This window comes from Nocardioides sp. URHA0032 (genome assembly GCF_000620645.1).
Lineage (GTDB): Bacteria > Actinomycetota > Actinomycetes > Propionibacteriales > Nocardioidaceae > Nocardioides.
In genome coordinates, this window is record NZ_KK211159.1 from 846,595 (window position 1) to 870,986 (window position 24,392).

A 24,392-nucleotide genomic window follows, 5' to 3' on the forward strand; every position below is an offset into this window, starting at 1 on the left:
GGTAACGCCACTCTCAGCGCTTGCGCTTCTCCCGCGGGCGCTGCTGGAGCACGATCGGGGTGCCGACGAAGCCGAACTCCTCGCGCAGCCGGCGCTCGATGAACCGCTCGTACGACGCGTCGAGCTTGCCGCTCGTGAACAGGATGAACGTCGGCGGCGCGGTCGTGGCCTGGGTGCCGAACAGGATCCTCGGCTGCTTGCCGCTGCGCACCGGGTGCGGGTGCTCGGCGACGAGGCGGCCGAGGAAGCCGTTCAGGGTGCCGGTGGAGATGCGGGTCTCCCAGCCCTCCAGGGCCCGGTCGAGCGCCGGGACGAGCCGGTCGACGTGCCAGCCGGTGCGAGCGGTGACGTTGATCCGCGGCGCCCACTGCACCTGCACCAGCTCGCGCTCGATCTCGCGCTCCAAGTAGTGACGACGCTCCTCGTCGACGAGGTCCCACTTGTTGAACGCGATCACCAGCGCCCGGCCAGCGTCGCGCACGGTCTGCAGGATCCGGACGTCCTGCTCGGAGATCGACTGCTCGGCGTCCAGGACGAGGACGGCGACCTCCGCGCGGTCGATCGCGGTCGAGGTGCGCAGCGAGGCGTAGTACTCGTGCCCGGACGCCTCCTTCACCCGCTTGCGGATGCCCGCGGTGTCGATGAACCGCCAGGTCCGCCCGCCGAGCTCGACCAGCTCGTCGACCGGGTCGACGGTGGTGCCCGCCACGTTGTCGACGACGACGCGCTCGGACCCGGCCAGCTTGTTCAGCAGCGAGGACTTGCCGACGTTCGGCTTGCCGACGATCGCGACCCGGCGCGGGCCACCGACCTCGGGATCACGCTCGGGCGGCGCCTCCGGGAGCGCGGCGAGCACGGCGTCCAGCATGTCGCCCGAGCCGCGGCCGTGCAGCGCGGAGACCGGGTAGGGCTCGCCGAGGCCGAGGTTCCAGAGCCCGTAGGCCTCCGCCTCGGCGCGCTGGTCGTCCACCTTGTTGGCGGCCAGCACGACCGGCTTGCCGGACTGGCGCAGGATCCGCACGACCGCCTCGTCGGCGTCGGTGATGCCGACCGTCGCGTCGACGACGAACAGCACGGCGTCGGCCAGGCCGACGGCGATCTCGGCCTGGGCGGCGATCCGCTCCGCGAGGCCACGGGCGTCGGGGTCCCAGCCTCCGGTGTCGACGACCGTGAACGCCCGGCCGTTCCAGTTCGCGTCGTACGACACCCGGTCGCGGGTCACGCCGGGGACGTCCTGGACGACGGCCTCGCGACGACCGATGATCCGGTTCACCAGCGTCGACTTGCCGACGTTGGGCCGGCCCACGATGGCGAGGACGGGTACGGGGCCGAGCGCCTCCGCGGCGGCAGGCTCGAGCTCGGTCATGGTGCTCCTTCATCGGTGACCCCGGTGGCGGGGTCTGGATCTACGTCGGTCGGCGGCAGCGGACCCGGGAGCTCTCTCCCGGTCGACGCTCGCGCCCGGTTCAGCTGGACCAGCATGTGCTCCCGCAGGAACAACGAGGCCTTCTCCACTTGTTCCCGCGTCCTCGGCCACGGCTCGGGCTCGGTGCGCCACACCTCGCCGAACACCAGGTCGATCGTGGCGCCGCGCCGAGGCAGCGACCCGCTGGTGCCACCGGGCTCGCGGGTCCCGAGCATCGTCACGGGTACGACGGGGGCTCCGGACACCAGCGCCAGGTAGGCCGCCCCGCGGTGGAACCGCTCCAGGTCGCCGGCCCCGCGGCTGCCCTCGGGGTAGATGCCGATCGCGCGGCCGTCGCGCAGCGCCTTCAGGCAGGTCCGCACCGCCCGCGGGTCGGCGTCGTAGCGGTCCAGCGGGATCTGCCCGGAGTGCCAGAGGAAGTGGCCCAGGAGGCCCCTGAACATCTCGACCTTGGTCAGCACGTGCGCGGGCCGCGGCGCGAAGACCGCCAGCAGCGGGCCGTCCATCACCCCCACGTGGTTGGACGCGTAGATGATGGGACCGGACGCGGGCACGTTGCCGGGGTCGGCGACGCGGACGTCGTACCGCCGCCGGAACAGCCAGCGGGCCAGCGGGCGGAGCGGTGAGTGCAACAGGTACCGCGGCGCACCCTTGACCCGGTCGCTCCGCGGCCGGTCCAGGTGAGCCAGGGAGCTGCTCCTCACGTGCGCGCCTCGGCGTCCGCGACCAGCGCGACGACCAGGCCGATGACCTCGTCGAGCGTGTGCCCGGTGGTGTCGATCTGCACGGCGCCGTCGGCCATCACCAGCGGTGCGGTGGCGCGGCCGGAGTCGATCTGGTCGCGGGCGAGCAGGGACTCGCGGGTGGCCGCGACGTCCGCGGCGCCCTGCTCGGCGGCCCGGCGCTCGGCGCGGGCGCCCGGCTCGGCGCTCAGGTACACCTTCACCGGCGCGTCGGGTACGACGACCGAGCCGATGTCGCGGCCCTCGACGACGATCCCGCCGTCGGTCGCGATCACCTCACGCTGGAGCTCCAGGAGGCGCGCGCGCACCTCGGGCACGGTGCTGACCGGTGAGACGGCGGCGTTGACGTCGTCCTGGCGGATCGCGACCGCGACGTCCGCGCCGTCGACGGTGATGGTCGGCGCGAGCGGGTCGGTGCCGGAGACGATCCGGGGCTCGGTGCAGCGGGCGGCGACCGCGGCGGGGTCGTGGACGTCCACGCCGTGGCGGAGCATCCACCAGGTCATCGCCCGGAACATCGCGCCGGTGTCCAGGTAGCGCAGCCCGAGCCGGTCCGCGACACCCCGAGAGGTGCTGGACTTGCCGGATCCGGAGGTGCCGTCAATCGCGACGACGAGGGGGCTGCTCACGGAGCGTCAGCCTACCGGTGGGTCACCCATCCCCGGGATTCGAGCGAGCCGAGCAGGTGCTCGGCGCGGGTCTCGTCGACGACCAGCTCGACCAGGCCGACCGGGCGTCCGGGGTCGTGGTCGATGTGGATGTCCTCGATGTTGACCTCGCTCGCGCCCGCGTCCGCGAACAGCCGCGCGAGCTCGCCGGGATGGTCGGGGACCGACACGAAGACCGAGCGCATCGGCCGCACCGGCGCGCCGTGCTTCCCGGGGATGGCCGCGGTCCCCGCGACACCTTCGCGCAGCACGGCCTCGAGGCCGCCGCGATCGGCGGTCGCGACGGCGTCGATCAGCGTGTCCAGCTGGCTGCGGATCTCGCCGAGAAGGCCGAGCACCGCCTCGGCGTTCTGCGTGACGATCTGCCCGTAGAGCGCCGGGTCCCCCGCCGCCACGCGGGTGACGTCCCGGACGCCCTGCCCGGTGAGCGCCAGGTGGCCCTCCGGTGCGTCGGCAAGGCGTGCGGCCACCAGGGAGGCGAGCAGGTGGGGTACGTGCGAGGTCCGCGCGACCGCCCGGTCGTGCTCCGCGGGGGTGAGCCGCACCGGCACGCCGCCGCAGACGCCGACGAGCGCCTCGACCAGCGCGACTGCCTCGGGCGCGGCGCCGTCGTGCGGTGCGACTGCCCACGGCCGGCCGTCGAAGAGCGCCGCGCTCGCGGCCAGCGGCCCCGAGCGCTCGCTGCCGGCCATCGGGTGGCTGCCGACGTAGCGCTCGGCACCCGGACGCCCGGTGACCGCGGCGAGCGGGCCGGTCTTCACGCTGCCGACGTCGGTGACGTACGCGTCCGAGCCCTCCAGCGCGCGCACGATCTCGGCGCCGAGGTGGTCGGGCGGCACGGCGACCACGACCAGCTGCGGCCGGTCCTCGGGGCGACGCGGCCGGCCGGCGCCGAGACCGGACGCCGTGCGCACGTGCTCGGGCGAGGAGTCGGTGAGCAGCACCTCGATCCCGGCGCGGCGGCAGGCCAGGCCGATCGACGTGCCGAGCAGGCCGGTGCCGACGACCTCGACGGGTCCGGCCAGCTCACTCCGCATCGGGCACCGCCCGCACCCGCGTCAGGTCGCGGCGCAGCGCAGCGGCTCCGTGCAGGTAGACGTGCGTGACGTCCGAGCGCGGCAGGTCGGTCTCGACGTGCGCCATCATCCGCACGACCCGCGGCATCGACCCCTCGATCTCCAGCTCGCGGGCGCAGATCAGGGGGACGTCGCCGAAGCCCAACCGGCGGGCGGCGTACGCCGGAAACTCCGAGTGCAGGTCGGAGGTCGCGGTGAAGATCACCGAGATGAAGTCGTCCACCTCGAGCCCGTTGGCCGTCATCACGTCGGTCACCATCTCGGCCACCCGGTCGAGCATGTGGTCGCGCACGTCCTCGTCGAGCTGGGTCGCCCCTCGCACTGCCCTGACTGCCACGCGGCAAGGCTAGCGAGGCTCGACGGCCCGGCCGGTCCGGTCTCACGCGCCGCGGGCTGGTCGCGCGGCGAGCCGCCCTACGACGGCTGGTAGCTCCCGAACGACCAGTGGTTGCCCTCGGGATCCTCGACGCTGCCACCGCGACCGCCGTAGTCCTGGTCGACCATCTCCCGGACCACGGTCGCGCCGGCGCCGACGGCCCGGTCGAACACCTCGTCAGGGTCGTCGGTGACCAGGTACACCGCCGAGCCCCCGACGTTGGTCACCGCACCGTCGGGGCGGTCGCTGCCGAACATCAGGCCGCCCCCGCCCGGCCAGAGCCACTCGGCGTGCACGACCACCGACGGGTCGTTCTCGTCGCGGTACGTCGCGTGCTCGACGAATCCGATCGCGGACAGCCAGGCGATCATCGCCTCGGCGTCCCGGAAGGACATCGTGTGCCAGAGCTTGATCTCGGCTGCAGTGCTCATGCGACTCACTCTTCCCCGGATCCGGGACCCACGTCTTGGAGGAACGGGAACTCCTCGCGCAGCCAGGTCGTCGGCGGGCACCCGGCGAGCGCGACCCACTCGCGGGTGAGGTGGGCCTGGTCGGCGTACCCGCACCGGTGCGCGACCTCGGCCAGCGGCGCGCGGCCCACGAGCCGGCGCGAGGCCTGGAAGCGGCCGATCCGCTGCACGTGCTTGGGTCCGACACCGCACTCGGCGCGCACCAGCGAGCTCAGGTGGCGGCGGCTGTACCCGACCTCGTCCGCCACGGCCTGGACGGAGGTGCCCCGGGTCAGCCGCGCGAGCGCCCGCCCGACCTCGGCCCGCGGCGGGGGGACCTCCTGCAGCGCCCCGACCAGCGTGCGTTGCACCAGCGGGACCCGGCCGGCGGCCGGGGTCCCGGACAGCCGCTCCGGCAGGTCGCGCAGCCACGGCGCGACGTCGTCCAGCTCGAGCAGCTCCCCGGCCAGCGCTGCCGCCGGGACGCCGAACAACGCTCGGGCTCCGGCGGTCGTCAGGGCCAGCTGGACCCCGGCCTGGTGTCCGCTGTGGTGGATCTCGGCGGGTCCCGCGTGCAGCCCCGACACGGTCGACCACCGTGCCGTGCGACTGTCCGGCCGGCCGCGCCAGCCCACGTCCAGCGGCGCCCCCACCGGGAGCACGACGGTCAGGGTCGTGGACGGCAGCCCCCGGTGCACGCCCGGGCCGCCGAGGTCGACGTCGTACGCGACCACGGAGGCGACGTACGGCGCCAGCGCCCGCATGTACCGAACGTTACCGATGACCTCTTGCGAATGCCGCGACACAGGCGGATCGTGGAGCAATGGTGGTCTCGTACGGTGTTCCAGACGGCCTTCCGACACTGTCCCGCGGCAAGCACAGGTCGCCCCGCAAGGGTGCCTGCTTCATGGAGATGGCGTCCGTCCTCGCGAACGAACCCTGGAGTGACAAGCCCCGCTGCACCGATCCGCTCCTCGCGCAGCTGGCCCGGCTGGTCAACGACCACAGCACCGACGCCGCGCGCAGCGACCTGGCGGTGCTGATCCCGTCGGTGATCGGCGTGCACGGCACCGGCCTGGCGTGGGACGTGCAGTTCGTCGCCGCGGTGGCCGGCGAGGCGATCGTGGACGTGCCCGAGTACCTCCAGCGCGCACTCGCCGGCGGCCTGATCCGCTGTGAGGAGCTCGCCGGCTCGCTCGGCCTGGTCGTCCCGGGCCTGCGCGACGCGCTGGACAAGGTGCCCGGCGCGGAGACCTGGGCCCGCCAGTGGCTGGACGGGAACCCGCTCACCGAGAAGCAGTTCCGCCGGCGCTCGGCGCCCCAGGTGGTCCGCTGCGCGGTGCGCGGGATCGCCACCGGCGCCGTGCCGGACCCCGACGCCCGGCTCGCCGACCTGCTCCGTGTCGGCATCGAGACCGGTCGCCGGCTCGCGCCGCCCGCCCCGGCGACGACTACAGCTGAGCGACGTCCAGCAGCTCGCCCAGCTCGGCGAGGCTGAGGTCGCGCATCTCCCCCACCGGCAGCCGGCCGAGCTGCATCGGTCCGATCGCCGTGCGCGTGAGCCGGCGCACCGGATGGCCGACGTGGTCGAGCAGCCGGCGCACGATCCGGTTGCGGCCCTCGTGGATGACCAGCTCGACGATCGACTTCGACGCCGACGCCTCCACGATCCGCGCCCTGCGCACGGTCACCGGTCCGTCCTCGAGCGTGACGCCCTCGAGCAGCTGCTTGACGACCCGCCGGTAGACCTCGCCCTCGACCTCCGCGACGTAGGTCTTGTCCACCTCGTACGACGGGTGCGCCATCCGCTGCGCGAAGTCGCCGTCGTTCGTCAGCAGGATCAGCCCGGACGTGTCGGTGTCCAGCCGGCCGACGTGGAACAGCCGCTCGGGCCGGTCCGCGACCAGGTCGCCGAGGTTCTTGCGCCCCTCCGGGTCCGACATCGTGGAGACGACACCGCGCGGCTTGTTCAGCACCAGGTAGACCTTCTCCGAGATCGGCGGCAGCCGCTTGCCGTCCACCCGGATCACCGCCGTACGCGGGTCGACCTTGGTGCCCAGGCGGGTGACGACCTCGCCGTCGACCTCGACCAGCCCGCCGAGCATCAGCTCCTCGCACTTGCGCCGCGAGGCGACGCCGGACTGCGCGAGCAGCTTCTGCAGCCGGATCAGTCCGTCGTCGTCGGTCTCGAGGCCGACCTCGTCGCTCACGTCGGCTCGGTCCCCCCGTCGGGCTCGGTGCCGTCGCCGGAGTGCGGCGAGTGCGGGTGCGGCCGCTCGGGCTCGGCTTCCGGCGTCAGCGCGGACGACTGGCCGGACGACTGGGCCATCTCGGCGAGCTCGTCCTCGAGGTCGTCCATGTCCGGCAGGTACGGCGCCAGCTCCGGCAGCTCGTCCAGCGACGTGACACCGATCCGCTCCAGGAAGTAGCCCGTGGTGCGGTACAGGTTCGCTCCGGTCTCGTGGTCCTGCCCGGCCTCCTCGACCAGGCCACGGGTCAGCAGCGTGCGCATCACGCCGTCGACGTTCACCCCGCGGATGGCGGAGACCCGGGCGCGGGACACCGGCTGCTTGTAGGCCACCACCGCGAGCGTCTCCAGCGCGGCCTGGGTGAGTCGCGCCTGCTGCCCGTCGAGGACGTAGCCCTCGACCACCGCGGCGTACTCGTCGCGCGTGTAGTAGCGCCAGCCGCCGCCGACGTTGCGCAGCTCGAACCCGCGGCCCTGCTCGGTGTACTCCGCCGCGAGCTCCCGGAGCGCCGCGGCCACGGCCTCCACGGGGTGGCCGACAGCCGTCGCGAGCGCCATCTCGTCCAGCGGCTGGTCCGCCACCATCAGCAGCGCCTCGAGGGACGGGCGCAGCTCCGCCACGGGTACGTCGAGGGTCTCGTCAGTCGTCTCGGTCATCATCGTTCCCCTCAGCCGGGGGCGCCGCCTCGGGCGGCGCGCCGTCGAACTCGTCGGTGATCAGGTCCTCGACGTCCGCGTCCTCGTCGCCGGTCCAGCGGACCGTGAGCTCGCCCAGCGGCGTCACCTGGTCGAACGCGACCGCGCCCTCGCGGAACAGCTCGAGCAGGGACAGGAAGCGGGCGACCGTGGTCAGCCGGTCCGGTGAGTCGCCGCACAGCGCCCGGAACGTCATCGTGCCCTGCCGCTGCAGCCGCTCGACCACCAGGGCCGCCTGCTCCCGCACGCTGACCTTCGCGGCGTGGATGTGGTGCAGCGAGAGCTCCAGGACCGGCTTCGGCTCCATCGCCTTCGCCGCGAGCTGCGCGAACTGGTCGAGGCCGATGCCGATCAGCACCTCGGGCAGCAGCCCGGCGTACCGCTCCTCCAGCCCGACCATGCGCGGGTGCCGCTTCGCCTCACCGGCGAGCCGCTGCGCGAGCACGGCCGCGACCTGCTTGAACGCCTTGTACTGCAGCAGCCGCGCGAACAGGAGGTCGCGCGCCTCGAGCAGCGCCAGGTCCTCCTCGTCCTCCACGTCGCCCTGCGGCAGCAGCCGCGCGGCCTTGAGGTCGAGCAGCGTGGAGGCGACCAGCAGGAACGACGTCGTCTGCTCCAGGTCCCACCTCGAGCCGCCGGCCTTGACGTGCGCGATGAACTCGTCGGTGACCGTCGAGAGCGACACCTCGGTGATGTCGAGCTTGTGCTTGGCGATCAGGCTCAGCAGCAGGTCGAACGGGCCCTCGAAGTTGTCGAGCCTGACCTCGAAGGCGGGCGCGGTGTCCTGGGCTTCCTGCTGGGCGGTCATTCCTCGATCAATCGTCGCACCAGCGCGCTGTCGTCGCCATGGGACTCGAAGTCAGCGAGCACCATCGCGATCGCCTCGCGCACCAGGCGGCCACGGTCGACCGCCAGCCCGTGCGAGCGTCGCAGCACCAGCCGGGCGTGCTCGAGGTCGAGCAGCTCGTCGGAGGTGACGTACACCGTCATCTTCTCGTCGTGCCGGACCCGTCCGCTCGGCTTCTTCGGACCGGAGCGGTCCTCAGCGTCAGCCGGCTCCTCGTCGGCACGCTGCGACGTCGGCTGCGCGACAGCCGGGGCGGTGGGGCGGAACAGGTCGTCGGCAGCGGGAAGGCTCACTCGTCGAGACAACGAGCCAGCACCTCCTTGGCCAGCTGGCGGTAGGCCTCGGCGCCGGCGGACGCGGAGGCGTACGTCGTGATCGGCTCGCCCGCGACCGTGGAGTCGGAGAACTTCACGGTGCGCCGGATGACGGTCTGGAAGACCTTGTCACCCCACGCCTGCACCAGGCGCTCCATCACCTCGCGGCTGTGCAGCGTGCGGCCGTCGTACATGGTGCCGAGCACGCCGTCGATCTCGAGCTTGGGGTTGAGCCGCTCGCGGACCTTGTCGATGGTGGTCTTGAGCAGCGCGACACCGCGCAGCGCGAAGTACTCGCACTCCAGCGGCACGATCACGCCGTCCGAGGCGGTGAGCGCGTTGACGGTCAGCAGGCCGAGCGAGGGCTGGCAGTCGATCAGGATGACGTCGTAGTCCGCCATCGCCGGGGCGAGCACCCGCTGGAGGGTCTGCTCGCGGGCGACCTCGTGCACCAGCTGCACCTCGGCGGCGGAGAGGTCGATGTTCGACGGCAGCAGGTCCATGCCCGGCACGCCGCTCGGGACGACGACCTCGCGGATGTCGACCTCGCGGTCCATCAGCAGGTTGTAGATCGTCAGGTCCATCTCGTGCGGGTTCAGCCCGAGGCCGACCGACAGGGAGCCCTGCGGGTCGAAGTCGACGAGCAGCACCTTGCGGCCGTACTCGGCCAGCGAGGCGCCCAGGTTGATCGTCGTCGTGGTCTTGCCGACGCCGCCCTTCTGGTTGCACATCGAGATCACGCGGGCCTGGCCGTGCTCGGTCACGGGGCGCGGCTCCGGCAGGTCGGGCATCGGGCGCCCGGTCGGACCGAGCTTGGCCTCGGCCGGGGGGCGCTCGAAGGGAAGGGCGTCGGCCACGTGGTCCTCTCGGGGATCTGGTGCATCGGGGGAAGGAGGGACGGGGGTGCGGACGACGGGCGGCATCGTGCCGGCGACGCTGCCGCCGGGCGCCGAGGTCGGGACTCCACCGAACGTGCCGCCTGCGTTCATCGAGCGCTCCCTCATCCATATGTCGACTCGACGACTTGTGGTCGACTCGCGGGCGACTCTAGGTGCGCCCCCCGACAGCGACAAGCCGAAGCGGGAAACCCCCAGCCCGATGGCGAAATCTGTTGATGGACTGTGCACTGCGCCGCCTGCAGTTGCACAGGCCGCCCCCTGCCTGTGCACAGCCCTGTGGAGGACGGATCAGTCCGTCGCGGTGCTCCGGGGCACGGCGTGGACGAGGTCCTGGTAGTCCGGGTGCTTCTCGATCCAGCCCTTGATGAAGGGACACAGCGGCAGCACCTGCTTGCCGGTCCCGCGCACGTCGTCGAGACCGAACCGGGCGATCGCCGACCCGACGCCCCGGCCCTCGAACCGGTCGTCGACCTCGGTGTGGGTGAAGACCACCAGCCGGTCGGTGAGCTGGTACTCGGCGAACCCGGCCAGCTCGCCGTCGATGTGGGCCTCGTACCGGCCGGCCTGCGGGTTCTTCGAAGTCACGACGTCGCTCATGTCCTCGACCCTAGACTGCGGGTGTGCGACCACGGGGGGCCGTGACGGTCTTGCTGGCGGGGTTGCTCACGGGGGGATTGATCGCGTCCGGGGCCACCCCTGCGTCCGCGCGCCCGGAACGGGGCGGCCCGACGGTCAGCGTGCGCGTCGCTCCCCCGGTCGTCACCGTCGGCGAGCCGGCCGCGGTGGTGGCCCGGCTGACCACCGCCCAGCGGGGTCGCCCGCTGACGGTCGAGACCTACACCGACGGCAGCTGGGTGCCGCTCACCGACGGCACGTCCGACGCGGCCGGCCGCGCCGTCGTACCGCTGGACACCACGGCTGCGGGCACCCGGCGGCTGCGGGTGGTGGCCGAGGCGTGGAACGGCACGCCGGCCACGACCTCCAGCCCGGTGACGCTGAAGGTCTACCCGCCCTCGACGTGCACGCCGAGGCCGGCGCTCGCCGACCCGGGCGCCGGCCTCGCGGCGCGCTGCCTGGCCGCGCGGCTGGACCGCTGGCGCGGCGCCGGCCTGATGGGTGTCGGGCAGCAGCTCAACATGTCGAGCCAGCAGTACGCCGACCCGCTGACGGCGCTCGGTGGCCGGCGGGTCTCCGTCGTCGGCTTCGACCTGTGGGAGCTCGGCAAGACGAGGACCTATGAGTTCCCGTTCTTCGACCAGGCGTTCTCGGACCTGGTCGCCTCCGCTCAGGGCGGGGCGGTGCTGACCGCGTCCTGGCACGCGCCGAACCCGCACACCGGCGGGGACTACCACGACCGGTCCTGGCACGACCTCGGCGCCCTGCTCCGGCCCTCGTCGCCGGAGGCGCAGACGTTCTGGGCCGGCTTCGACGAGCAGCTCGGCGTGCTCGCCGCGCTCCAGGACCAGGGCGTGGCCGTCGTCTTCCGGCCGTTCCACGAGGCGAACGGCGACTGGTTCTGGTGGGGACGGCCCAGCGCCACGGTCTTCAAGCAGGTGTACCGGGCGATGCAGCAGCGCGCCTGGGCCGCCGGCGTGCACAACGTGCTGTGGGCCTACTCGTTCGCCGCGGCCGACCGGACCGGCATCACCGCGCCCGAGAAGCTGGTCCCGGCCGCCGTGGACGTGGCGGGCATCGACTCCTACTACCCCTCGACCGGCTCGCACCGCGCCCAGGCGCCCTCGATGAACGGGTACGCCGCCGTGGCGAAGCGGGTGCCCCGGATGGCGATCACCGAGATCGGCCCGGCCGCGGACACCTCCCGCTCGTGGAAGGCGTCCACCGTCACCGCGACCGCGAAGGCGCAGGCCCGCAAGCCGCTGTGGGCACTGCTCTGGGTCGACGACGGGAGCGGCGCCAAGCAGATCTCCTCCCTCAACGGCGGCCTGTCCTGGCTGGACTCCTGCCCCTTCGGCTACTGCCTCCTCTGACGACTGTCTGCTCGGCTGCGCCGAGACCGTCGAGTGACGCGAACTGGCTGGAAATTCGCCGTTCTGACAGCCAGTTCACGTCACTCGACGGGAGATCAGCCGCCCAGCCGCCGCATCGCGGTCGCCCGGAGCACCAGCTCACCGGCCTCGTCGGAGGCATCCAGGTCGGCCTCGGCCTCGATCACCCAGTCGTGGTGGCCCTCGGGGTCGTGGACGGTCTGGGTGACCTGCCAGGTGCGCCCGGTCTCGGCCACGGCCAGCAGGTCGGGGCCGCGGGCATCGGCGTCCAGCAGCACCCGGTCGTGCTCGGCGTAGTACTCCTCGATCGCCTCGTCCCAGGCCGACCGGGTCATCACGACCTCGCCCGGGGGGTCGGTGCGGTCCGCGGCGGCGCGCTCCATCGCCATCAGGCCGTCCAGGTCGTCGCGGGCGACCAGCTCGACCCGGCGGAACATCGCGTTGCGGATCATCACCGCGAACGCACGCGCCTGCTTCGAGATCGGCCGCGGCGACGGCGGCGGCTCGTGGTGAGCCACGTCCGACCGCACGTGTGAGGGGTCCGCCAGCGCCTCCCACTCGTCGAGCAGCGAGGAGTCGGTCTGCCGCACCGTCTCCCCCAGCCACTCGACCAGGTCCTCCAGCTCCGGCGTCCGGTGCTGGTCCGGGACGGTCTGCCGCAGCGTGCGGTACGCGTCGGTCAGGTAGCGCAGCACCAGCCCCTCGGAGCGGGCCAGCTGGTAGCGCCCGACGAAGTCGGTGAACGACATCCCCTGCTCGTACATCTCCCGCACGACCGACTTCGGCTGCAGCGCGTCCTCGGGGAGCCACGGGTGGCGCTGCCGGTAGATCTCGTACGTCGCCTCGAGCAGCTCCGCGAGCGGCCGCGGCCAGGTCACGTCCTCGAGGAGCGCCATCCGCTCGTCGTACTCGATGCCGTCCGCCTTCATCTCGGCAACCGCCTCACCCCGCGCGGCGAACTGCTGCTGCATCAGGACCTGCCGCGGCCCCTCCAGCACCGCCTCGATCACCGACACGATGTCGAGCGTGTGCTCCACCGCCTCGGGATCCAGCACGTCGAGAGCGGCGAGCGCGAAGTGCGCGAGCGGCTGGTTGAGCGCGAAGTCCACGGGCAGGTCGACCGTGAGCACGTAGCGGCGGCCGAACGCGTCCGGCTCGTCCAGTCGCGTGAGTACGCCGGAGTGCACGAGCGACCGCGCCAGCCGGAGGGCGCGGCGCGCCAGCCGCCGCTGCTGGCGCGGGTCCTCGTGGTTGTCGGTGAGCAGCCGCCGCAGCACCGGGAACGCGTCCTCGTCCCGGGCCAGGACGTTGATCAGCATCGCGTTGTCGACCTTCATCCGCGAGACGAGCGGCTCCGGCTCCCCCGCCACGAGCTTGTCGAAGGTCTGCTCGGTCCAGACGACGGTGCCCTCCGGGGGCTTCCGCAGCTGCACCTTCGAGTTCTTCCTGCCCGCGGCCTGCCGCTCGGCGACCTTGGCCTTGGCCTTCTCGTTCTCGATGACGTGCTCGGGCGCCTGCACCACGACGTACCCGGCGGTATCGAAGCCGGCTCGGCCCGCGCGGCCGGCGATCTGCAGGAACTCGCGGGTCCGCAGGATCCGCTGCCGGCTGCCGTCGAACTTCGTCAGGCCCGTGAAGAGCACGGTGCGGATCGGCACGTTGATGCCGACGCCGAGGGTGTCGGTGCCGCAGATGACGCCCAGCAGGCCGGCCTGCGCGAGCTGCTCCACGAGTCGGCGGTAGCGCGGCAGCATCCCCGCGTGGTGGACGCCGATCCCCCGTCGCAGCAGCTTCGAGAGCGTCTTGCCGAACCCGGCCCCGAACCGGACCTGGTCCAGTCGGTCACCGAGGTCGGGCTTCGGCACCCAGCCGGCCTTGAGCAGCGTCGTGGCGTGCTCGACGGCGTCCTTCTGGGTGAAGTGCACGACGTAGACCGGACCCTGGCCGGTCGTGACCAGCTCCTCCAGGGTCTCCGCGAGCGGCGTCATCACCCAGGAGAACGTCAGCGGCACCGGGCGTACGGCGTCCGCGACGACGGTTGTCTCCCGCCCGTTGCGCCGGGTCAGGTCCGCGGCCAGGTCGGTGACGTCGCCGAGGGTCGCCGACATCAGCAGGAACTGCGCCTGCGGCAGCTCCAGCAGCGGCACCTGCCAGGCCCAGCCCCGGTCCGGCTCGGCGTAGAAGTGGAACTCGTCCATCACCACGAGGCCGACGTCGGCGGACGACCCCTCGCGGAGCGCGATGTTGGCGAGCACCTCCGCGGTGCAGCAGATGATCGGCGCGTCGGGGTTCACCGAGGCGTCGCCGGTGAGCATGCCGACGTCGGCGGCCCCGAACTCCTCGACCAGCGCGAAGAACTTCTCACTCACCAATGCCTTGATCGGGGCCGTGTAGAAGGACACGCGGTCCTCGGCCAGCGCGGCCCGGTGGGCGGCCTCGGCTACCAGCGACTTGCCGGACCCGGTCGGCGTCGCGAGCACCACGTTGTCCCCGGACAGGAGGGAGAGGATCGCCTCCTCCTGGTGCGGGTACAGCGTCAGCCCGCGGTTCGCAGCCGCCGCGGTGATGACTTCCAGCAGATCGCTCACGTCGACATCTTTCCCCTAGCACTCGCCAAGCCGTGGTTGCTCGATCGCACCATCTCGGCCACGTAGCGAGGCAGCGCGAGGCCTACGCGATCAAGACACTAGTCGCGGGCCCTCGGGTGGGCAGTGGCGAACACTTCCCGCAGGTTGTCCACGGTCACCAGCGTGTAGACCTGCGTGGTCGTGACCGACGCGTGGCCGAGCAGCTCCTGGACGACGCGGACGTCGGCGCCGCCGTCGAGCAGGTGCGTGGCGAACGAGTGTCGCAGGGTGTGCGGCGAGACGTCCTTGGTCACCCCGGCCCGCTCGGCAGCCTTGACCAGCACCGCCCACGCCGACTGGCGCGACAGCCGGCCGCCGCGCGCGTTGAGGAACAGCGCCGGCGTGCCCTTCCCGGCAGCCACCAGCTCGGGACGCCCGCGGACCAAGTAGCTGCCCACGGCCTCGCGGGCGTACGACCCGACCGGCACCAGCCGCTCCTTGCCACCCTTGCCGCGCAGCAGCACGGTGCCGACCACCTCCCCCGCGTCCGGGAGGTCCAGGTCGTCGACGTCCAGACCGACGGCCTCGGAGATCCGGGCACCCGTGCCGTACAGCACCTCCAGCAGCGCCCGGTCCCGTAGCGCCAGGGTGGTCCCCGGCGATCCGGCCGCCTCCAGGATGGCCTCGACGTCGGCCAGCGGCAGCGCCTTCGGCAGCCGCTTCGCCGGGGCGGGCGGCTTGACGCCGCTCGCCGGGTCGACGGTCGCGAGGCCGTCGGCGACCGCGAACCTGTGGAACCCGCGCACCGCCACCACCGTGCGAGCGGCGGAGGTGGAGCTCAGCGCCGGATGACCCTGGTCGCCCTCACGGAGACGCATCAGGAAGCCCGACACCGTCGCCTCGCTGATGCCGGCCAGATCCTCGATCCCGACCTCGGCGAGGTACTCCTGGTACCGCCGCAGGTCCCGGCGGTACGACGTCAGCGTGTTCGCCGCGAGGCCGCGCTCCACCGAGAGGTGGTCGAGGTAGGTCCGGACGGCGCGCTGGACGTCGTTCATGCCGCGACGTTCAGCTGAGCACCTCGTCGAGGGAGACGGCGTCGATGCCGACCGCCTCGCCCACGGGGCCGTTCGTGAGCCGCCCGTCGTAGGTGTTCAGGCCGAGGGCCAGCGAGTGGTTGTCGCGGCACGCCTGCTGCCAGCCCTTGTCGGCCAGCGCCACGGCGTACGGCATCGTCGCGTTCGTGAGCGCGTAGGTGGAGGTGTTCGGGACCGCGCCCGGCATGTTCGCCACGCAGTAGAACGTCGAGTTGTGCACCTGGTACGTCGGGTCGTCGTGCGTGGTGGCGTGACTGTCCTCGAAGCAGCCGCCCTGGTCGATCGCGATGTCGACGAGCACCGAGCCGGGCTTCATCCGCGAGACCAGGTCGTTGGAGACCAGCTTCGGCGCCGCCGCGCCCGGGATCAGCACCGCGCCGATCACCATGTCCGCCTCCATCACCTGCTGCTCGATGGCCAGCTTCGACGACGCCAGGCCGTGGACCCGGTTGTTGTAGCGCCAGAACGACATCCGCAGCTTGTCCAGGTCGGTGTCCAGCAGCGTGACGTCCGCGCCCATGCCGAGCGCGATGTTCGCGGCGTTCTGCCCGGAGACGCCGGCGCCGATGATGACGACCTTGGCGTTCGCGACACCGCCCACACCGCCCATCAGCACGCCGCGGCCGCCCTGGGCCTTCATCAGGTTGTAGGCGCCCACCTGGGGTGCGAGGCAGCCGGCGACCTCGGACATCGGGTACAGCAGCGGCAGCCCACCCGAGGGCAGCTGCACGGTCTCGTAGGCGATGCCGGTGACCTTGCGCCGCATCAGCTCCTCGGTCAGCGGCTTGTCCGCGGCCAGGTGCAGGTAGGTGAAGAGCGTCAGCCCCTCCCGCATCCGCGGGTACTCCTCGGCGACCGGCTCCTTGACCTTGAGCACCATGTCGACGTTCCCGTCGGTGCCCCAGGCCTCCTCCGCGGTGCCGACGATCGTCGCGCCGGCCGCGACGTACTCCTCGTCGGTGATCTGGGAGCCCAGACCGGCGCCCTGCTGGATGAGGACCTCGTGCCCGTGCGCGATGAGCTCGTGCACGCCGATCGGCGTGATCGCCACCCGGTACTCGTGGTTCTTGACTTCCTTGGGGACGCCGACCTTCACGAATCCTGCTCCTTCTGGTGATCTGGGCCACTCCGTCGGGGCACCGGCGCGAGCCTACTCCCGGCGAGGAGGACGGCGAGCGCGAGGTGGGCGTCGCGCAGGCGCCCCCCGGCGACGGCGTCGTGGAGGTCCGCGAACGGGATCCACGCGAGCTCCATCTCGGCCTCCTCGTGCTCCGGCTGGAAGTCGCCGCGACCCACCTCGGTGAGGTCCCTGGCCAGGAAGTAGTGCGACATCTCCGCCGTGATCCCCGGCGAGGAGTACGCCGAGGTCAGGTGCGTCCAGGACCGGGCCTCGAGCCCGGCCTCCTCGGCCAGCTCGCGCCGGGCGACGTCGAGCGGTTCCTCACCGTCGACGTCCAGCAGCCCCGCCGGCAGCTGGACGAGCGTCTCCCGGACGGCGTGCCGGTACTGCCACAGGCACAGCGCCCGGTCCTGCGCGTCGAGCGCCAGCACGATCGCGGCGCCCGGGTGCTCCACGACCAGCCGGGAGAACGGCTCTTCGTCGGGGTGCCCAGGGCGGCGGATCAGGTCGTTGCGGAGCCGGACGACCCAGCCGCCCCCGTCGTACTCGAGGCGGCTCTCGGCCACCGGCCACTGCCCGGGGACGTCAGCGAGCTCGGGAGGCACCGGATCAGTCGTCCTCGGGCTCGCGCCGCAGCCCGGTCTCGTCGATCGGGAACCGCAGCTCCTTCTGCCGCTCGATCGCGGCGCCGACCAGGCCCTTGAACAGCGGGTGCGGCCGGGTGGGGCGGGAGCGCAGCTCGGGGTGCGCCTGGGTCGCGACGTAGTACGGGTGCACGTCGCGGGGCAGCTCCACGAACTCGACCAGGTGGTTGTCCGGGGACGTGCCGGAGAAGACCAGTCCGGCGTCCTCCAGCTGGTCGCGGTAGGTGTTGTTGACCTCGTACCGGTGCCGGTGGCGCTCGTCGATCTGCGCCTCGCCGTACACCTGACGTGCGATCGAGCCCTCCTTGAGAGAGGCCGGGTACAGGCCGAGGCGCATGGTGCCGCCCAGGTCACCGGCGCCCTCGACGAACGCGACCTGCTCGGCCATGGTCGCGATCACCGGCTCGGGGGTGTCCGGGTCGAACTCGGTCGAGCCGGCCTTCTCCAGGCCCAGCACGGACCGGGAGTACTCGATGACCATGCACTGCAGGCCCAGGCACAGGCCGAGGGTCGGGATGCCGTGGGTCCGGGCGTAGGTCAGCGCCCCGAGCTTGCCCTCGATGCCGCGGACGCCGAAGCCGCCGGGCACGCAGATCGCATCGACGTCGTGGAGGTTCTTCGCGGCTCCGGCCTCGGTCTGGCACTCGTCGGAGGCGACCCAGCGCAGGTTCACCTTGGCCTCGTGCGCGAAGCCGCCGGCACGCAGCGCCTCGGCCACCGACAGGTAGGCGTCGGGCAGGTCGACGTACTTGCCGACCAGCGCGACGGTGACCTCCTCCTTCGGGTGGTGCACCCGGCGCAGCAGGTCGTCCCACACCGTCCAGTCGACGTCGCGGAACGGCAGGTCGAGGCGGCGTACGACGTACGCGTCGAGTCCCTCGCGGTGCAGCACCTTGGGGATGTCGTAGATCGAGGGCGCGTCCGCGGCCGTGACGACGGCGTCCTGGTCGACGTCGCACATGAGCGAGATCTTCTTCTTGATCGACGGCGGCAGCTCGCGGTCCGCGCGGCAGACGACCGCGTCGGGCTGGATGCCGACCTGGCGCAGCGCGGCGACGGAGTGCTGGGTGGGCTTGGTCTTCAGCTCGCCCGACGGGCCGATGTAGGGCACGAGCGAGACGTGCAGGAAGAAGCAGTTGTCTCGGCCGATCTCGTGCCGGGTCTGGCGCGCGGCCTCGAGGAACGGCAGCGACTCGATGTCGCCGACGGTGCCGCCGATCTCGGTGATCACGACGTCGACGCGCTGCCCGTCCGGACCGGTCCCGCCCATCGCCAGGATCCGGTCCTTGATCTCGTTCGTGATGTGCGGGATCACCTGGACGGTGTCGCCGAGGTAGTCGCCGCGGCGCTCCTTGGCGATCACGCTCGAGTAGACCTGCCCGGTCGTCACGTTCGCGATCTGGCCGAGGTCGGTGTCCAGGAACCGCTCGTAGTGCCCGATGTCGAGGTCGGTCTCGGCGCCGTCGTTCGTCACGAACACCTCGCCGTGCTGGAACGGGTTCATCGTCCCGGGGTCGACGTTGAGGTAGGGGTCGAGCTTCTGCATCGTCACGCGTAGTCCGCGCGCCTTGAGCAGGCTGCCGAGGCTGGACGCCGTCAGGCCCTTCCCGAGCGAGGAGGCGACGCCTCCGGTCACGAACACGTGCTTGGTGGGCGTCCCGTTGATCACGGAACTCCATGCTACGTGAGAGGGACGGCTCCGTCCGACCCCGACGCACCGAAGGATCCACCTTGGACCGTGAAAGAACGGATCAGGGCCAGGGTGGCGGTCACCCGGCCGAGCGGTGTGTCCACCCCGTCGACGGTCGCGGCCTGCGCCGCGGACGGCTCCCCGCGCAGCCCGGCCAGGTCGCCGGAGCCGGTGGCGGACGTGGTGTCGCCCGCGACCACGACGCCCGTGGCCTTGTCGGCGAGGCCGCTCACGAGGCCGGCCAGGATCGCCGGGTCGGTCGACCGGCCGAGGACCACGAGGACGGCCGGCGCCCGGGGCGCGCCCTGGGGCGAGGTCAGCACGTCGGCACCGTCCAGGCTCTGCCGCACCGACGCAGCGTCCGAGCCGGGCAGCTCGTCGCCGGACACGGCGAGACCGACCAGCTGGCCGATCCGGACGTACGTCGAGGCGTCCTGGCTGACCGCACCGGACCCGAGCTGCTGCGCGAGCTGGCTGCCGAGCGTGTCCACGAGCGACTTCTCCGAGGGGTCGGTGAGCGTCGGGTGCGCGTCGTACGTGCCGGCGACGGTGCCGCCCGCGGACTCGACCTCGGCGCCGAGCGCGCTGACCGTGTCCGCATCGGCCCCCGGCAGCACCAGGATCGAGACCGCCTTGCCGTCCAGACCATTCGCGTAGAGCCTGCCGGCCGCAGCGGTGGCGAACGCGTCGCCGTACGACGCGGTCTGCCGCACCTCGTCCTGCTGGCGCGTGGTGGCCGCGGCCGGCTGGTCGTCGCGGCCGAGGTCGCTGAGCGGGCCGCCGCCGAGGACCACGCCGACGGCGAGCGCGAGGAAGACGGCGACGAGGGAGACGACGTGCTGGCGGAACGAGATCACGGGACGAGTCCTTGCAGTGTGTCGAGCCAGTCCTGGCCGACGGGGGTCACGGACAGGGCGGCCGCGAGCGCGACCAGACCGGCGAGCAGCACCAGCAGCAGGTGCCACGGGCGCACGCGGCCGGAGTACAGGTGCGGCACCGCGGCGGCGTCGACCAGGCGTGGGCCCACCTTGAGCCGGGTCAGGTAGGTGCTGGCCAGGCCCGCGCGCTGGCGGTCCAGGAAGTCCTCGAGCGTCGCGTGCATGCCGACACCGACGATCACCGCCGCCTCGGCGGCGTCCGCGAGGATCAGGGCCGCGTCCTCGGGGGTCGCACCCGACTCGAACCGGAGCGGGCGTATGCCGAGGCGCTCGAGCGACTCGATCTGCGTCCGGCCGCCGCGCTCGGCGCGCAGCACGACGTCACGGGCCGACTTCAGGGTCTTGGCGCTCGGCTGCTCGGCGTCGTCGGCGTGCGCGTCCAGCACCACGATGTCCGGGATGAAACCGGCCGCGCGCAGCGTCTCGGCTCCCCCGCCCACGCCGACCAGCACCGGGTCCTGCTCGCGCAGGAACGGACGGATCGCAGACAGCTCGCGCTCGTGGTCGTGGCCACGCACGACCACGACGACCGGTCGCCCGGCGATCCGGGTGCCGAGTCGCGGGACGCCGCGCCCGTGCAGCAGCAGGTCCTGCTCGCGCCGCAGGAACTCCGTCGTGTTGTGCGTGAACGTCTCCAGCTGCGTCGCCAGCCCACTGCGCGCCGCATCCAGCTCGGCCGCGACAGTGGCACCGTCGAGCAGCCGCCCGCTGCAGAGCAGCATGTCGTCGGCGTACACCGACCCCTCGTGCAGCCGGACCGCCCGGCCGTCGCGGATCGCCGCGAGCCCCTCGGTGCCGACCCCGTCGACGACGAGCACGCCGGCGTCGACCAGCACCTGGGGTCCGAGGTTCGGGTAGCGGCCGGAGATCATCGGCGTGGCGTTCACGACCGCGGCGACCCGGGCGTCGACCAGTGCCTGCGCGGTCGCCCGGTCCAGGTCCACGTGCTCGACGACGGCGATGTCGCCGGGACGGAGCCGGGGCACCAGGGCGCGGGTCCTCCGGTCCACGCGAGCGGTGCCGACGAGGCCGGGCAGGCCGACCGTGGAGCGTTGGCGAACGGGGTTCCTCAGCACTGACCCCATGCTGCCAAAGCGGACGGCCCGATCGGCGGACCGCGGGATGCCGGGCGCGTCAGCGCTCGGAGTGGGCCACGTCGAGCAGCTCGCGGGCGTGTGCCAGCGCGGTGTCGGAGTCAGCCAGTCCGGCCAGCATCCGGGACAGCTCGCGCTCGCGCTGCTCGTCGTCGAGGACGGTGAGGCCGGAGCTGGTGACGGTGCCGTCCGACGACTTCTCCACCACGACGTGCCGGTCGGCGTACGCCGCGACCTGCGGCAGGTGGGTCACGACCAGCACCTGGGCGCTCCGGGCCAGCTGCGCGAGCCGGCGGCCGACCTCGACCGCGGCCGCGCCGCCCACGCCCGCGTCGACCTCGTCGAAGACGAACGTCGGCACCGGGCTGGTGCCGGCGAGCGCGACCTCGAGGGCCAGCATCACGCGGGAGAGCTCGCCGCCCGACGCGCCCTTGGCCAGGGGCCGGGGCTCGGAGCCGGTGTTGGCGGCCAGCATCAGCTCGACCTCGTCCGCGCCGGACGCCGTGAACCGCTCCTTCGGGCGGACCTCCACGGTCAGCCGGGCGTGCGGCATCGCCAGCAGGGCCAGCTCTGCGGTGACCTCCTCGGCCAGCCGGCCCGCGGCCACGCCGCGCGCTGCGGTCAGTGCGGAGGCGGCGGTGTCCCGGTCGCGGCGCAGCACCTCCTGCTCGGCACGCAGCACCTCGATCCGCTCGTCGGTGCCGTCGAGCTCGAGCAGCCGCGTCGCCGACCGCTCGGCCCAGGCGAGCACCTCGTCGATGCTCTCGCCGTACTTCCGGGTGAGCGCGGTCAGCGCCGCGCGTCGCTCGGAGACGGCCGCCAGGCGGGTCGGGTCGGTGTCGATGCGAGTGGCGTAGGACGCGACGTCGGCCGCCAGGTCGGACAGCAGGTAGGTGATCTCCGCCAGCCGGTCGGCGAGCTCGCCCGCCTCGGCGTCGTGCTCGCGCACGCCGTCGAGCAGCGTGCGGGCCGCAGACGTCGCCGCCAGTGCGTCCGGGTCGCCCTGCTCGCTGGAGAGCGCCTCCCGGGCCTGCTCGGCCGCCGTGCGCAGCGTGTCGGCGAATCCGAGCCGTGACTCCTCGGCCGCGAGCGCGGCGTCCTCGCCCGGCTCCGGGGCCACCGCCTCGACCTCGCCGAGCCCGAACCGCAGCAGGTCGGCCTCCTGGGCCCGCTCCCGGGCGTGGGCGACGACGTCGGCGAGCTCCCGCTCGACGGCGTCGTGCCGGCGGTACAGGTCGGCGTACGTCGCGAGCAGCGTCGCCAGCTCGGTCCCGCCGAACCGGTCCAGCGCCTCGCGCTGGGCGCGCGCCCGGAGCAGCCGGTGCTGGTCGGACTGGCCGTGCACGGCCACGAGCGGCTCGCTGACCGCGGCCAGCGAGGACACGGGCACGGCGGCGCCGCCGACGAAGGCACGCGAGCGCCCCTCGGCGGAGACGTTCCGGGCCAGCACGACGCGGTCGTCCTCGACCTCGCCGCCGGCCTCCTCCACGGACGCCGCGAACTCCCGCAGCGCGCCCACGCGCACGACGCCCTCGACCCGGGCGTTCTTCGCCCCGGTGCGCACCGCGCCACTGTCCGCGCGTCCCCCGAGCAGCAGGCCGAGCGCGGTCACGATCATGGTCTTGCCGGCGCCGGTCTCGCCGGTGATCACGGTCAGGCCCGGACCGAGCTCCAGGGTCGAGGAGTCGATCACGCCCAGCTGGCCGATCCGGATCTCCTCAAGCACCGCTGTCCCTCCGCCGCCGCTCGGACGAGCCGCGCCAGCCCTCGACCGGAAGTCCGAACTTGGCCACCAGCCGGTCCGTGAACGGCGCCTCGTGGAGGCGCACCAGCCGGACCGGAGTGGTACCGCGACGGACCTCGATCCGGGCGCCCGGCGGCAGGTCGAACGAGCGTCGGCCGTCGGCCCACAGCACACCGAAGCCGTCGGTGCGGGCGAGCACCTCCACCGCGAGCACGGACGCCGGCGCCACCACGAGGGGGCGGGCGAACAGCGCGTGCGCGCTGATCGGGACCAGCAGCAGCGCCTCGACCCCGGGCCAGACGATCGGGCCGCCCGCGCTGAAGTTGTACGCGGTCGAGCCGGTCGGGGTCGCACAGACCACGCCGTCACAGCCCCACCGCGACAGCGGCCGGCCGTCGATCTCGACCACGACCTCGAGCATCCGCTCCCGCGCGGCCTTCTCGACGCTGGCCTCGTTGAGCGCCCAGGTCCGGGCGACGACCTCGCCCTCGCGGTGCACGGTGACGTCCAGGGTGAGCCGGTCCTCGATCGAGTACCGGCGGTCGACGATGGCCTCGATCGTCGACTCCATGTCTTCGTACTCCGCCTCGGCCAGGAAGCCCACGTGGCCGAGGTTCACACCGAGCACCGGCGTGCCCGAGCCGCGGCTCAGCTCCGCCGCCCGCAGGATCGTGCCGTCACCGCCGATGACGACCACGAGCTCGCAGTCGTTGCTGGCGGCCTCCTCGGGGACGATCTCGAAGCTCCCGTCCGGCTCCTCGAACCCGAGGTCCAGCGCCTCGCCGGTGAGCAGGCGGACCAGCACGCCGTTGGCGCTCAGCGCCTTCGCGAACGCACGGGCCACCTCGCGTGCGTCGTCGCGCCCGGTGTGGGCGACCAGCAGCACGCGACGGGTCGGCTCCGTGCTCGTCACGGGTCCACCCTCTCACCCGCCGCCCCCACCGGTGCGGCGGCGCGCACCGTGGTGTGGATGGCCTCCTCGTCCAGGGTCGCCGGGCCGCGACGCAGCCACAGGAAGAACTCCACGTTCCCCGACGGGCCCGGGAGCGGGCTGGTGGCCAGCTGGTGCGCACCCCAGCCCCGGGACGCCGCGGCGGTGGCGACGTGGGCGACCGCCTCGGCCCGCAGTGCCGGGTCGCGCACGACGCCGCCCTTGCCGACCCGGTCCTTGCCGACCTCGAACTGGGGCTTGACCATCAGCGCGAGGTCGCCGTCCGGCGCGGTCACGCGGAGGAGGGCGTCCAGGACCAGCTCCAGGGAGATGAACGAGAGGTCGCCGACCACCACGTCGACGGGACCATCGGTGATCCCGGTCGTCAGCTCGCGGACGTTGACCCGGTCGCGCACCAGCACGCGCTCGTCGGACTGCAGCTTCCAGGCGAGCTGGCCGTAGCCCACGTCCACCGCGACCACCTGGGCGGCCCCGTGGCGCAGCAGCACGTCGGTGAAGCCGCCGGTCGAGGCGCCGGCGTCGAGGCAGCGGCGACCCTCGACGACGAAGCCCTCCGGCTCGAAGACCGCGAGCGCGCCCGCGAGCTTGTGGCCGCCGCGGGAGACGTACTCCGGGCGGTCGGGGTCGGTCGCGACCACGACCGCGGCGTCGGTCGTCACCCCCGTCGCAGGCTTGGTCGCGACGGCGCCGGCCACGGTCACCCGACGCTGCGCGATCAGCTCGCTCGCGTGCTCCCGCGACCGGGCCAGGCCGCGGCGGACCAGCTCGGCGTCCAGGCGCAGCCGTCGCGGTGGCACG

Annotated in this window: 25 protein-coding genes; 2 read left to right on the forward strand and 23 right to left on the reverse strand. The window is 72.9% G+C overall.

What is annotated here, in order from left to right; translation table 11 throughout:
- Positions 1-13: 13 nt before the first annotated feature.
- The 7 genes from der to N538_RS0117935 all read right to left on the reverse strand — a co-directional run bounded on the left by der (position 14) and on the right by N538_RS0117935 (position 5,502).
- Positions 14-1,366, reverse strand: coding sequence for a ribosome biogenesis GTPase Der (gene der, locus N538_RS0117905; protein ID WP_028638441.1), 1,353 nt, complete (start codon positions 1,364-1,366; stop codon positions 14-16).
- On the reverse strand, positions 1,363-2,130 hold the full coding sequence (locus N538_RS0117910; RefSeq protein ID WP_028638442.1) for a lysophospholipid acyltransferase family protein: 768 nt from the start codon (positions 2,128-2,130) through the stop codon (positions 1,363-1,365). Before N538_RS0117910 ends, der begins: the two co-directional genes overlap by 4 nt.
- Positions 2,127-2,798, reverse strand: coding sequence for a (d)CMP kinase (gene cmk / locus N538_RS0117915; protein ID WP_028638443.1), 672 nt, complete (start codon positions 2,796-2,798; stop codon positions 2,127-2,129). Before cmk ends, N538_RS0117910 begins: the two co-directional genes overlap by 4 nt.
- 11 nt (positions 2,799-2,809) lie before the next feature.
- Positions 2,810-3,874 (reverse strand): prephenate dehydrogenase, encoded by a 1,065-nt coding sequence (locus N538_RS0117920; RefSeq protein WP_028638444.1) that lies wholly within the window; start codon positions 3,872-3,874, stop codon positions 2,810-2,812.
- A complete protein-coding gene (aroH, locus tag N538_RS0117925) occupies positions 3,864-4,250 on the reverse strand; it encodes a chorismate mutase (RefSeq protein WP_028638445.1) in 387 nt (128 codons plus the stop codon). Before aroH ends, N538_RS0117920 begins: the two co-directional genes overlap by 11 nt.
- A gap of 77 nt (positions 4,251-4,327) precedes the next feature.
- Positions 4,328-4,720 carry a VOC family protein gene (locus tag N538_RS0117930; protein WP_028638446.1) on the reverse strand — a complete coding sequence of 131 codons (393 nt, stop codon included), beginning with the start codon at positions 4,718-4,720 and terminating at the stop codon, positions 4,328-4,330.
- A gap of 5 nt (positions 4,721-4,725) precedes the next feature.
- Entirely contained in the window at positions 4,726-5,502 is a 777-nt protein-coding gene (locus N538_RS0117935; protein ID WP_051549387.1) for a helix-turn-helix domain-containing protein, read from the reverse strand.
- A gap of 143 nt (positions 5,503-5,645) precedes the next feature.
- On the opposite strand from N538_RS0117935, the gene N538_RS26070 reads away from it, so the two are divergent.
- Positions 5,646-6,236: a hypothetical protein gene (locus N538_RS26070; RefSeq protein WP_051549388.1), complete on the forward strand. Its 591-nt coding sequence runs from the start codon at positions 5,646-5,648 to the stop codon at positions 6,234-6,236.
- Here N538_RS26070 and N538_RS0117945 read toward each other — a convergent pair.
- The 6 genes from N538_RS0117945 to N538_RS0117970 all read right to left on the reverse strand — a co-directional run bounded on the left by N538_RS0117945 (position 6,190) and on the right by N538_RS0117970 (position 10,339).
- Positions 6,190-6,948, reverse strand: a complete 759-nt coding sequence (locus N538_RS0117945) for a pseudouridine synthase (protein WP_028638448.1) — start codon at positions 6,946-6,948, stop codon at positions 6,190-6,192. The two genes, N538_RS26070 and N538_RS0117945, sit on opposite strands and share 47 nt — an antisense overlap.
- Positions 6,945-7,643, reverse strand: coding sequence for an SMC-Scp complex subunit ScpB (gene scpB, locus N538_RS0117950; protein ID WP_028638449.1), 699 nt, complete (start codon positions 7,641-7,643; stop codon positions 6,945-6,947). The genes N538_RS0117945 and scpB overlap by 4 nt, the downstream gene beginning before the upstream one ends.
- Positions 7,627-8,490, reverse strand: coding sequence for a segregation and condensation protein A (locus N538_RS26075; protein ID WP_036570884.1), 864 nt, complete (start codon positions 8,488-8,490; stop codon positions 7,627-7,629). The genes scpB and N538_RS26075 overlap by 17 nt, the downstream gene beginning before the upstream one ends.
- Positions 8,487-8,834, reverse strand: a complete 348-nt coding sequence (locus N538_RS0117960; protein WP_028638450.1) for a hypothetical protein — start codon at positions 8,832-8,834, stop codon at positions 8,487-8,489. The genes N538_RS26075 and N538_RS0117960 overlap by 4 nt, the downstream gene beginning before the upstream one ends.
- Positions 8,819-9,634, reverse strand: a complete 816-nt coding sequence (locus N538_RS26080) for a ParA family protein (RefSeq protein ID WP_231496268.1) — start codon at positions 9,632-9,634, stop codon at positions 8,819-8,821. The genes N538_RS0117960 and N538_RS26080 overlap by 16 nt, the downstream gene beginning before the upstream one ends.
- A gap of 396 nt (positions 9,635-10,030) precedes the next feature.
- The gene (locus N538_RS0117970) at positions 10,031-10,339 is read right to left on the reverse strand and encodes a GNAT family N-acetyltransferase (RefSeq protein WP_028638451.1); all 309 of its coding nucleotides are present in this window, start codon (positions 10,337-10,339) and stop codon (positions 10,031-10,033) included.
- 140 nt (positions 10,340-10,479) lie between these two features.
- On the opposite strand from N538_RS0117970, the gene N538_RS0117975 reads away from it, so the two are divergent.
- Positions 10,480-11,730: a glycosyl hydrolase gene (locus tag N538_RS0117975; protein ID WP_028638452.1), complete on the forward strand. Its 1,251-nt coding sequence runs from the start codon at positions 10,480-10,482 to the stop codon at positions 11,728-11,730.
- Between the two features lie 95 nt (positions 11,731-11,825).
- Here the strand turns inward: N538_RS0117975 and N538_RS0117980 are convergent, their stop codons facing one another.
- The 10 genes from N538_RS0117980 to N538_RS0118025 form a co-directional block, all read right to left on the reverse strand.
- Positions 11,826-14,336, reverse strand: a complete 2,511-nt coding sequence (locus N538_RS0117980; RefSeq protein ID WP_028638453.1) for a DEAD/DEAH box helicase — start codon at positions 14,334-14,336, stop codon at positions 11,826-11,828.
- Positions 14,337-14,434: 98 nt separating this feature from the next.
- The gene (gene xerD / locus N538_RS0117985; RefSeq protein ID WP_028638454.1) at positions 14,435-15,373 is read right to left on the reverse strand and encodes a site-specific tyrosine recombinase XerD; all 939 of its coding nucleotides are present in this window, start codon (positions 15,371-15,373) and stop codon (positions 14,435-14,437) included.
- A gap of 10 nt (positions 15,374-15,383) precedes the next feature.
- Positions 15,384-16,508, reverse strand: coding sequence for an alanine dehydrogenase (gene ald, locus N538_RS0117990; protein ID WP_028638455.1), 1,125 nt, complete (start codon positions 16,506-16,508; stop codon positions 15,384-15,386).
- Positions 16,505-17,137: an NUDIX domain-containing protein gene (locus N538_RS26085; RefSeq protein ID WP_051549389.1), complete on the reverse strand. Its 633-nt coding sequence runs from the start codon at positions 17,135-17,137 to the stop codon at positions 16,505-16,507. The genes ald and N538_RS26085 overlap by 4 nt, the downstream gene beginning before the upstream one ends.
- Positions 17,138-17,141: 4 nt before the next feature.
- The gene (locus N538_RS0118000) at positions 17,142-18,845 is read right to left on the reverse strand and encodes a CTP synthase (protein ID WP_028638456.1); all 1,704 of its coding nucleotides are present in this window, start codon (positions 18,843-18,845) and stop codon (positions 17,142-17,144) included.
- A gap of 11 nt (positions 18,846-18,856) precedes the next feature.
- Positions 18,857-19,723 carry a copper transporter gene (locus N538_RS0118005; RefSeq protein ID WP_028638457.1) on the reverse strand — a complete coding sequence of 289 codons (867 nt, stop codon included), beginning with the start codon at positions 19,721-19,723 and terminating at the stop codon, positions 18,857-18,859.
- Positions 19,720-20,880, reverse strand: a complete 1,161-nt coding sequence (gene steA, locus N538_RS26090) for a putative cytokinetic ring protein SteA (protein WP_051549390.1) — start codon at positions 20,878-20,880, stop codon at positions 19,720-19,722. The genes N538_RS0118005 and steA overlap by 4 nt, the downstream gene beginning before the upstream one ends.
- A gap of 58 nt (positions 20,881-20,938) precedes the next feature.
- Entirely contained in the window at positions 20,939-22,624 is a 1,686-nt protein-coding gene (gene recN, locus N538_RS0118015) for a DNA repair protein RecN (protein ID WP_028638458.1), read from the reverse strand.
- A complete protein-coding gene (locus N538_RS0118020; protein ID WP_028638459.1) occupies positions 22,617-23,555 on the reverse strand; it encodes an NAD kinase in 939 nt (312 codons plus the stop codon). Before N538_RS0118020 ends, recN begins: the two co-directional genes overlap by 8 nt.
- On the reverse strand, positions 23,552-24,391 hold the full coding sequence (locus tag N538_RS0118025; protein WP_028638460.1) for a TlyA family RNA methyltransferase: 840 nt from the start codon (positions 24,389-24,391) through the stop codon (positions 23,552-23,554). Before N538_RS0118025 ends, N538_RS0118020 begins: the two co-directional genes overlap by 4 nt.
- Position 24,392: the final 1 nt, after the last annotated feature.

Coding starts and splice junctions, on each gene's coding strand:
- der (WP_028638441.1), bottom strand. CDS start 1,366: ATGACCGAGCTCGAGCCTGCCGCCGCGGAGGCGCTCGGCCCCGTACCC.
- N538_RS0117920 (WP_028638444.1), bottom strand. CDS start 3,874: ATGCGGAGTGAGCTGGCCGGACCCGTCGAGGTCGTCGGCACCGGCCTG.
- N538_RS0117930 (WP_028638446.1), bottom strand. CDS start 4,720: ATGAGCACTGCAGCCGAGATCAAGCTCTGGCACACGATGTCCTTCCGG.
- N538_RS0117935 (WP_051549387.1), bottom strand. CDS start 5,502: ATGCGGGCGCTGGCGCCGTACGTCGCCTCCGTGGTCGCGTACGACGTC.
- N538_RS26070 (WP_051549388.1), top strand. CDS start 5,646: ATGGAGATGGCGTCCGTCCTCGCGAACGAACCCTGGAGTGACAAGCCC.
- scpB (WP_028638449.1), bottom strand. CDS start 7,643: ATGACCGAGACGACTGACGAGACCCTCGACGTACCCGTGGCGGAGCTG.
- N538_RS26075 (WP_036570884.1), bottom strand. CDS start 8,490: ATGACCGCCCAGCAGGAAGCCCAGGACACCGCGCCCGCCTTCGAGGTC.
- N538_RS26080 (WP_231496268.1), bottom strand. CDS start 9,634: ATGCCCGACCTGCCGGAGCCGCGCCCCGTGACCGAGCACGGCCAGGCC.
- N538_RS0117970 (WP_028638451.1), bottom strand. CDS start 10,339: ATGAGCGACGTCGTGACTTCGAAGAACCCGCAGGCCGGCCGGTACGAG.
- xerD (WP_028638454.1), bottom strand. CDS start 15,373: ATGAACGACGTCCAGCGCGCCGTCCGGACCTACCTCGACCACCTCTCG.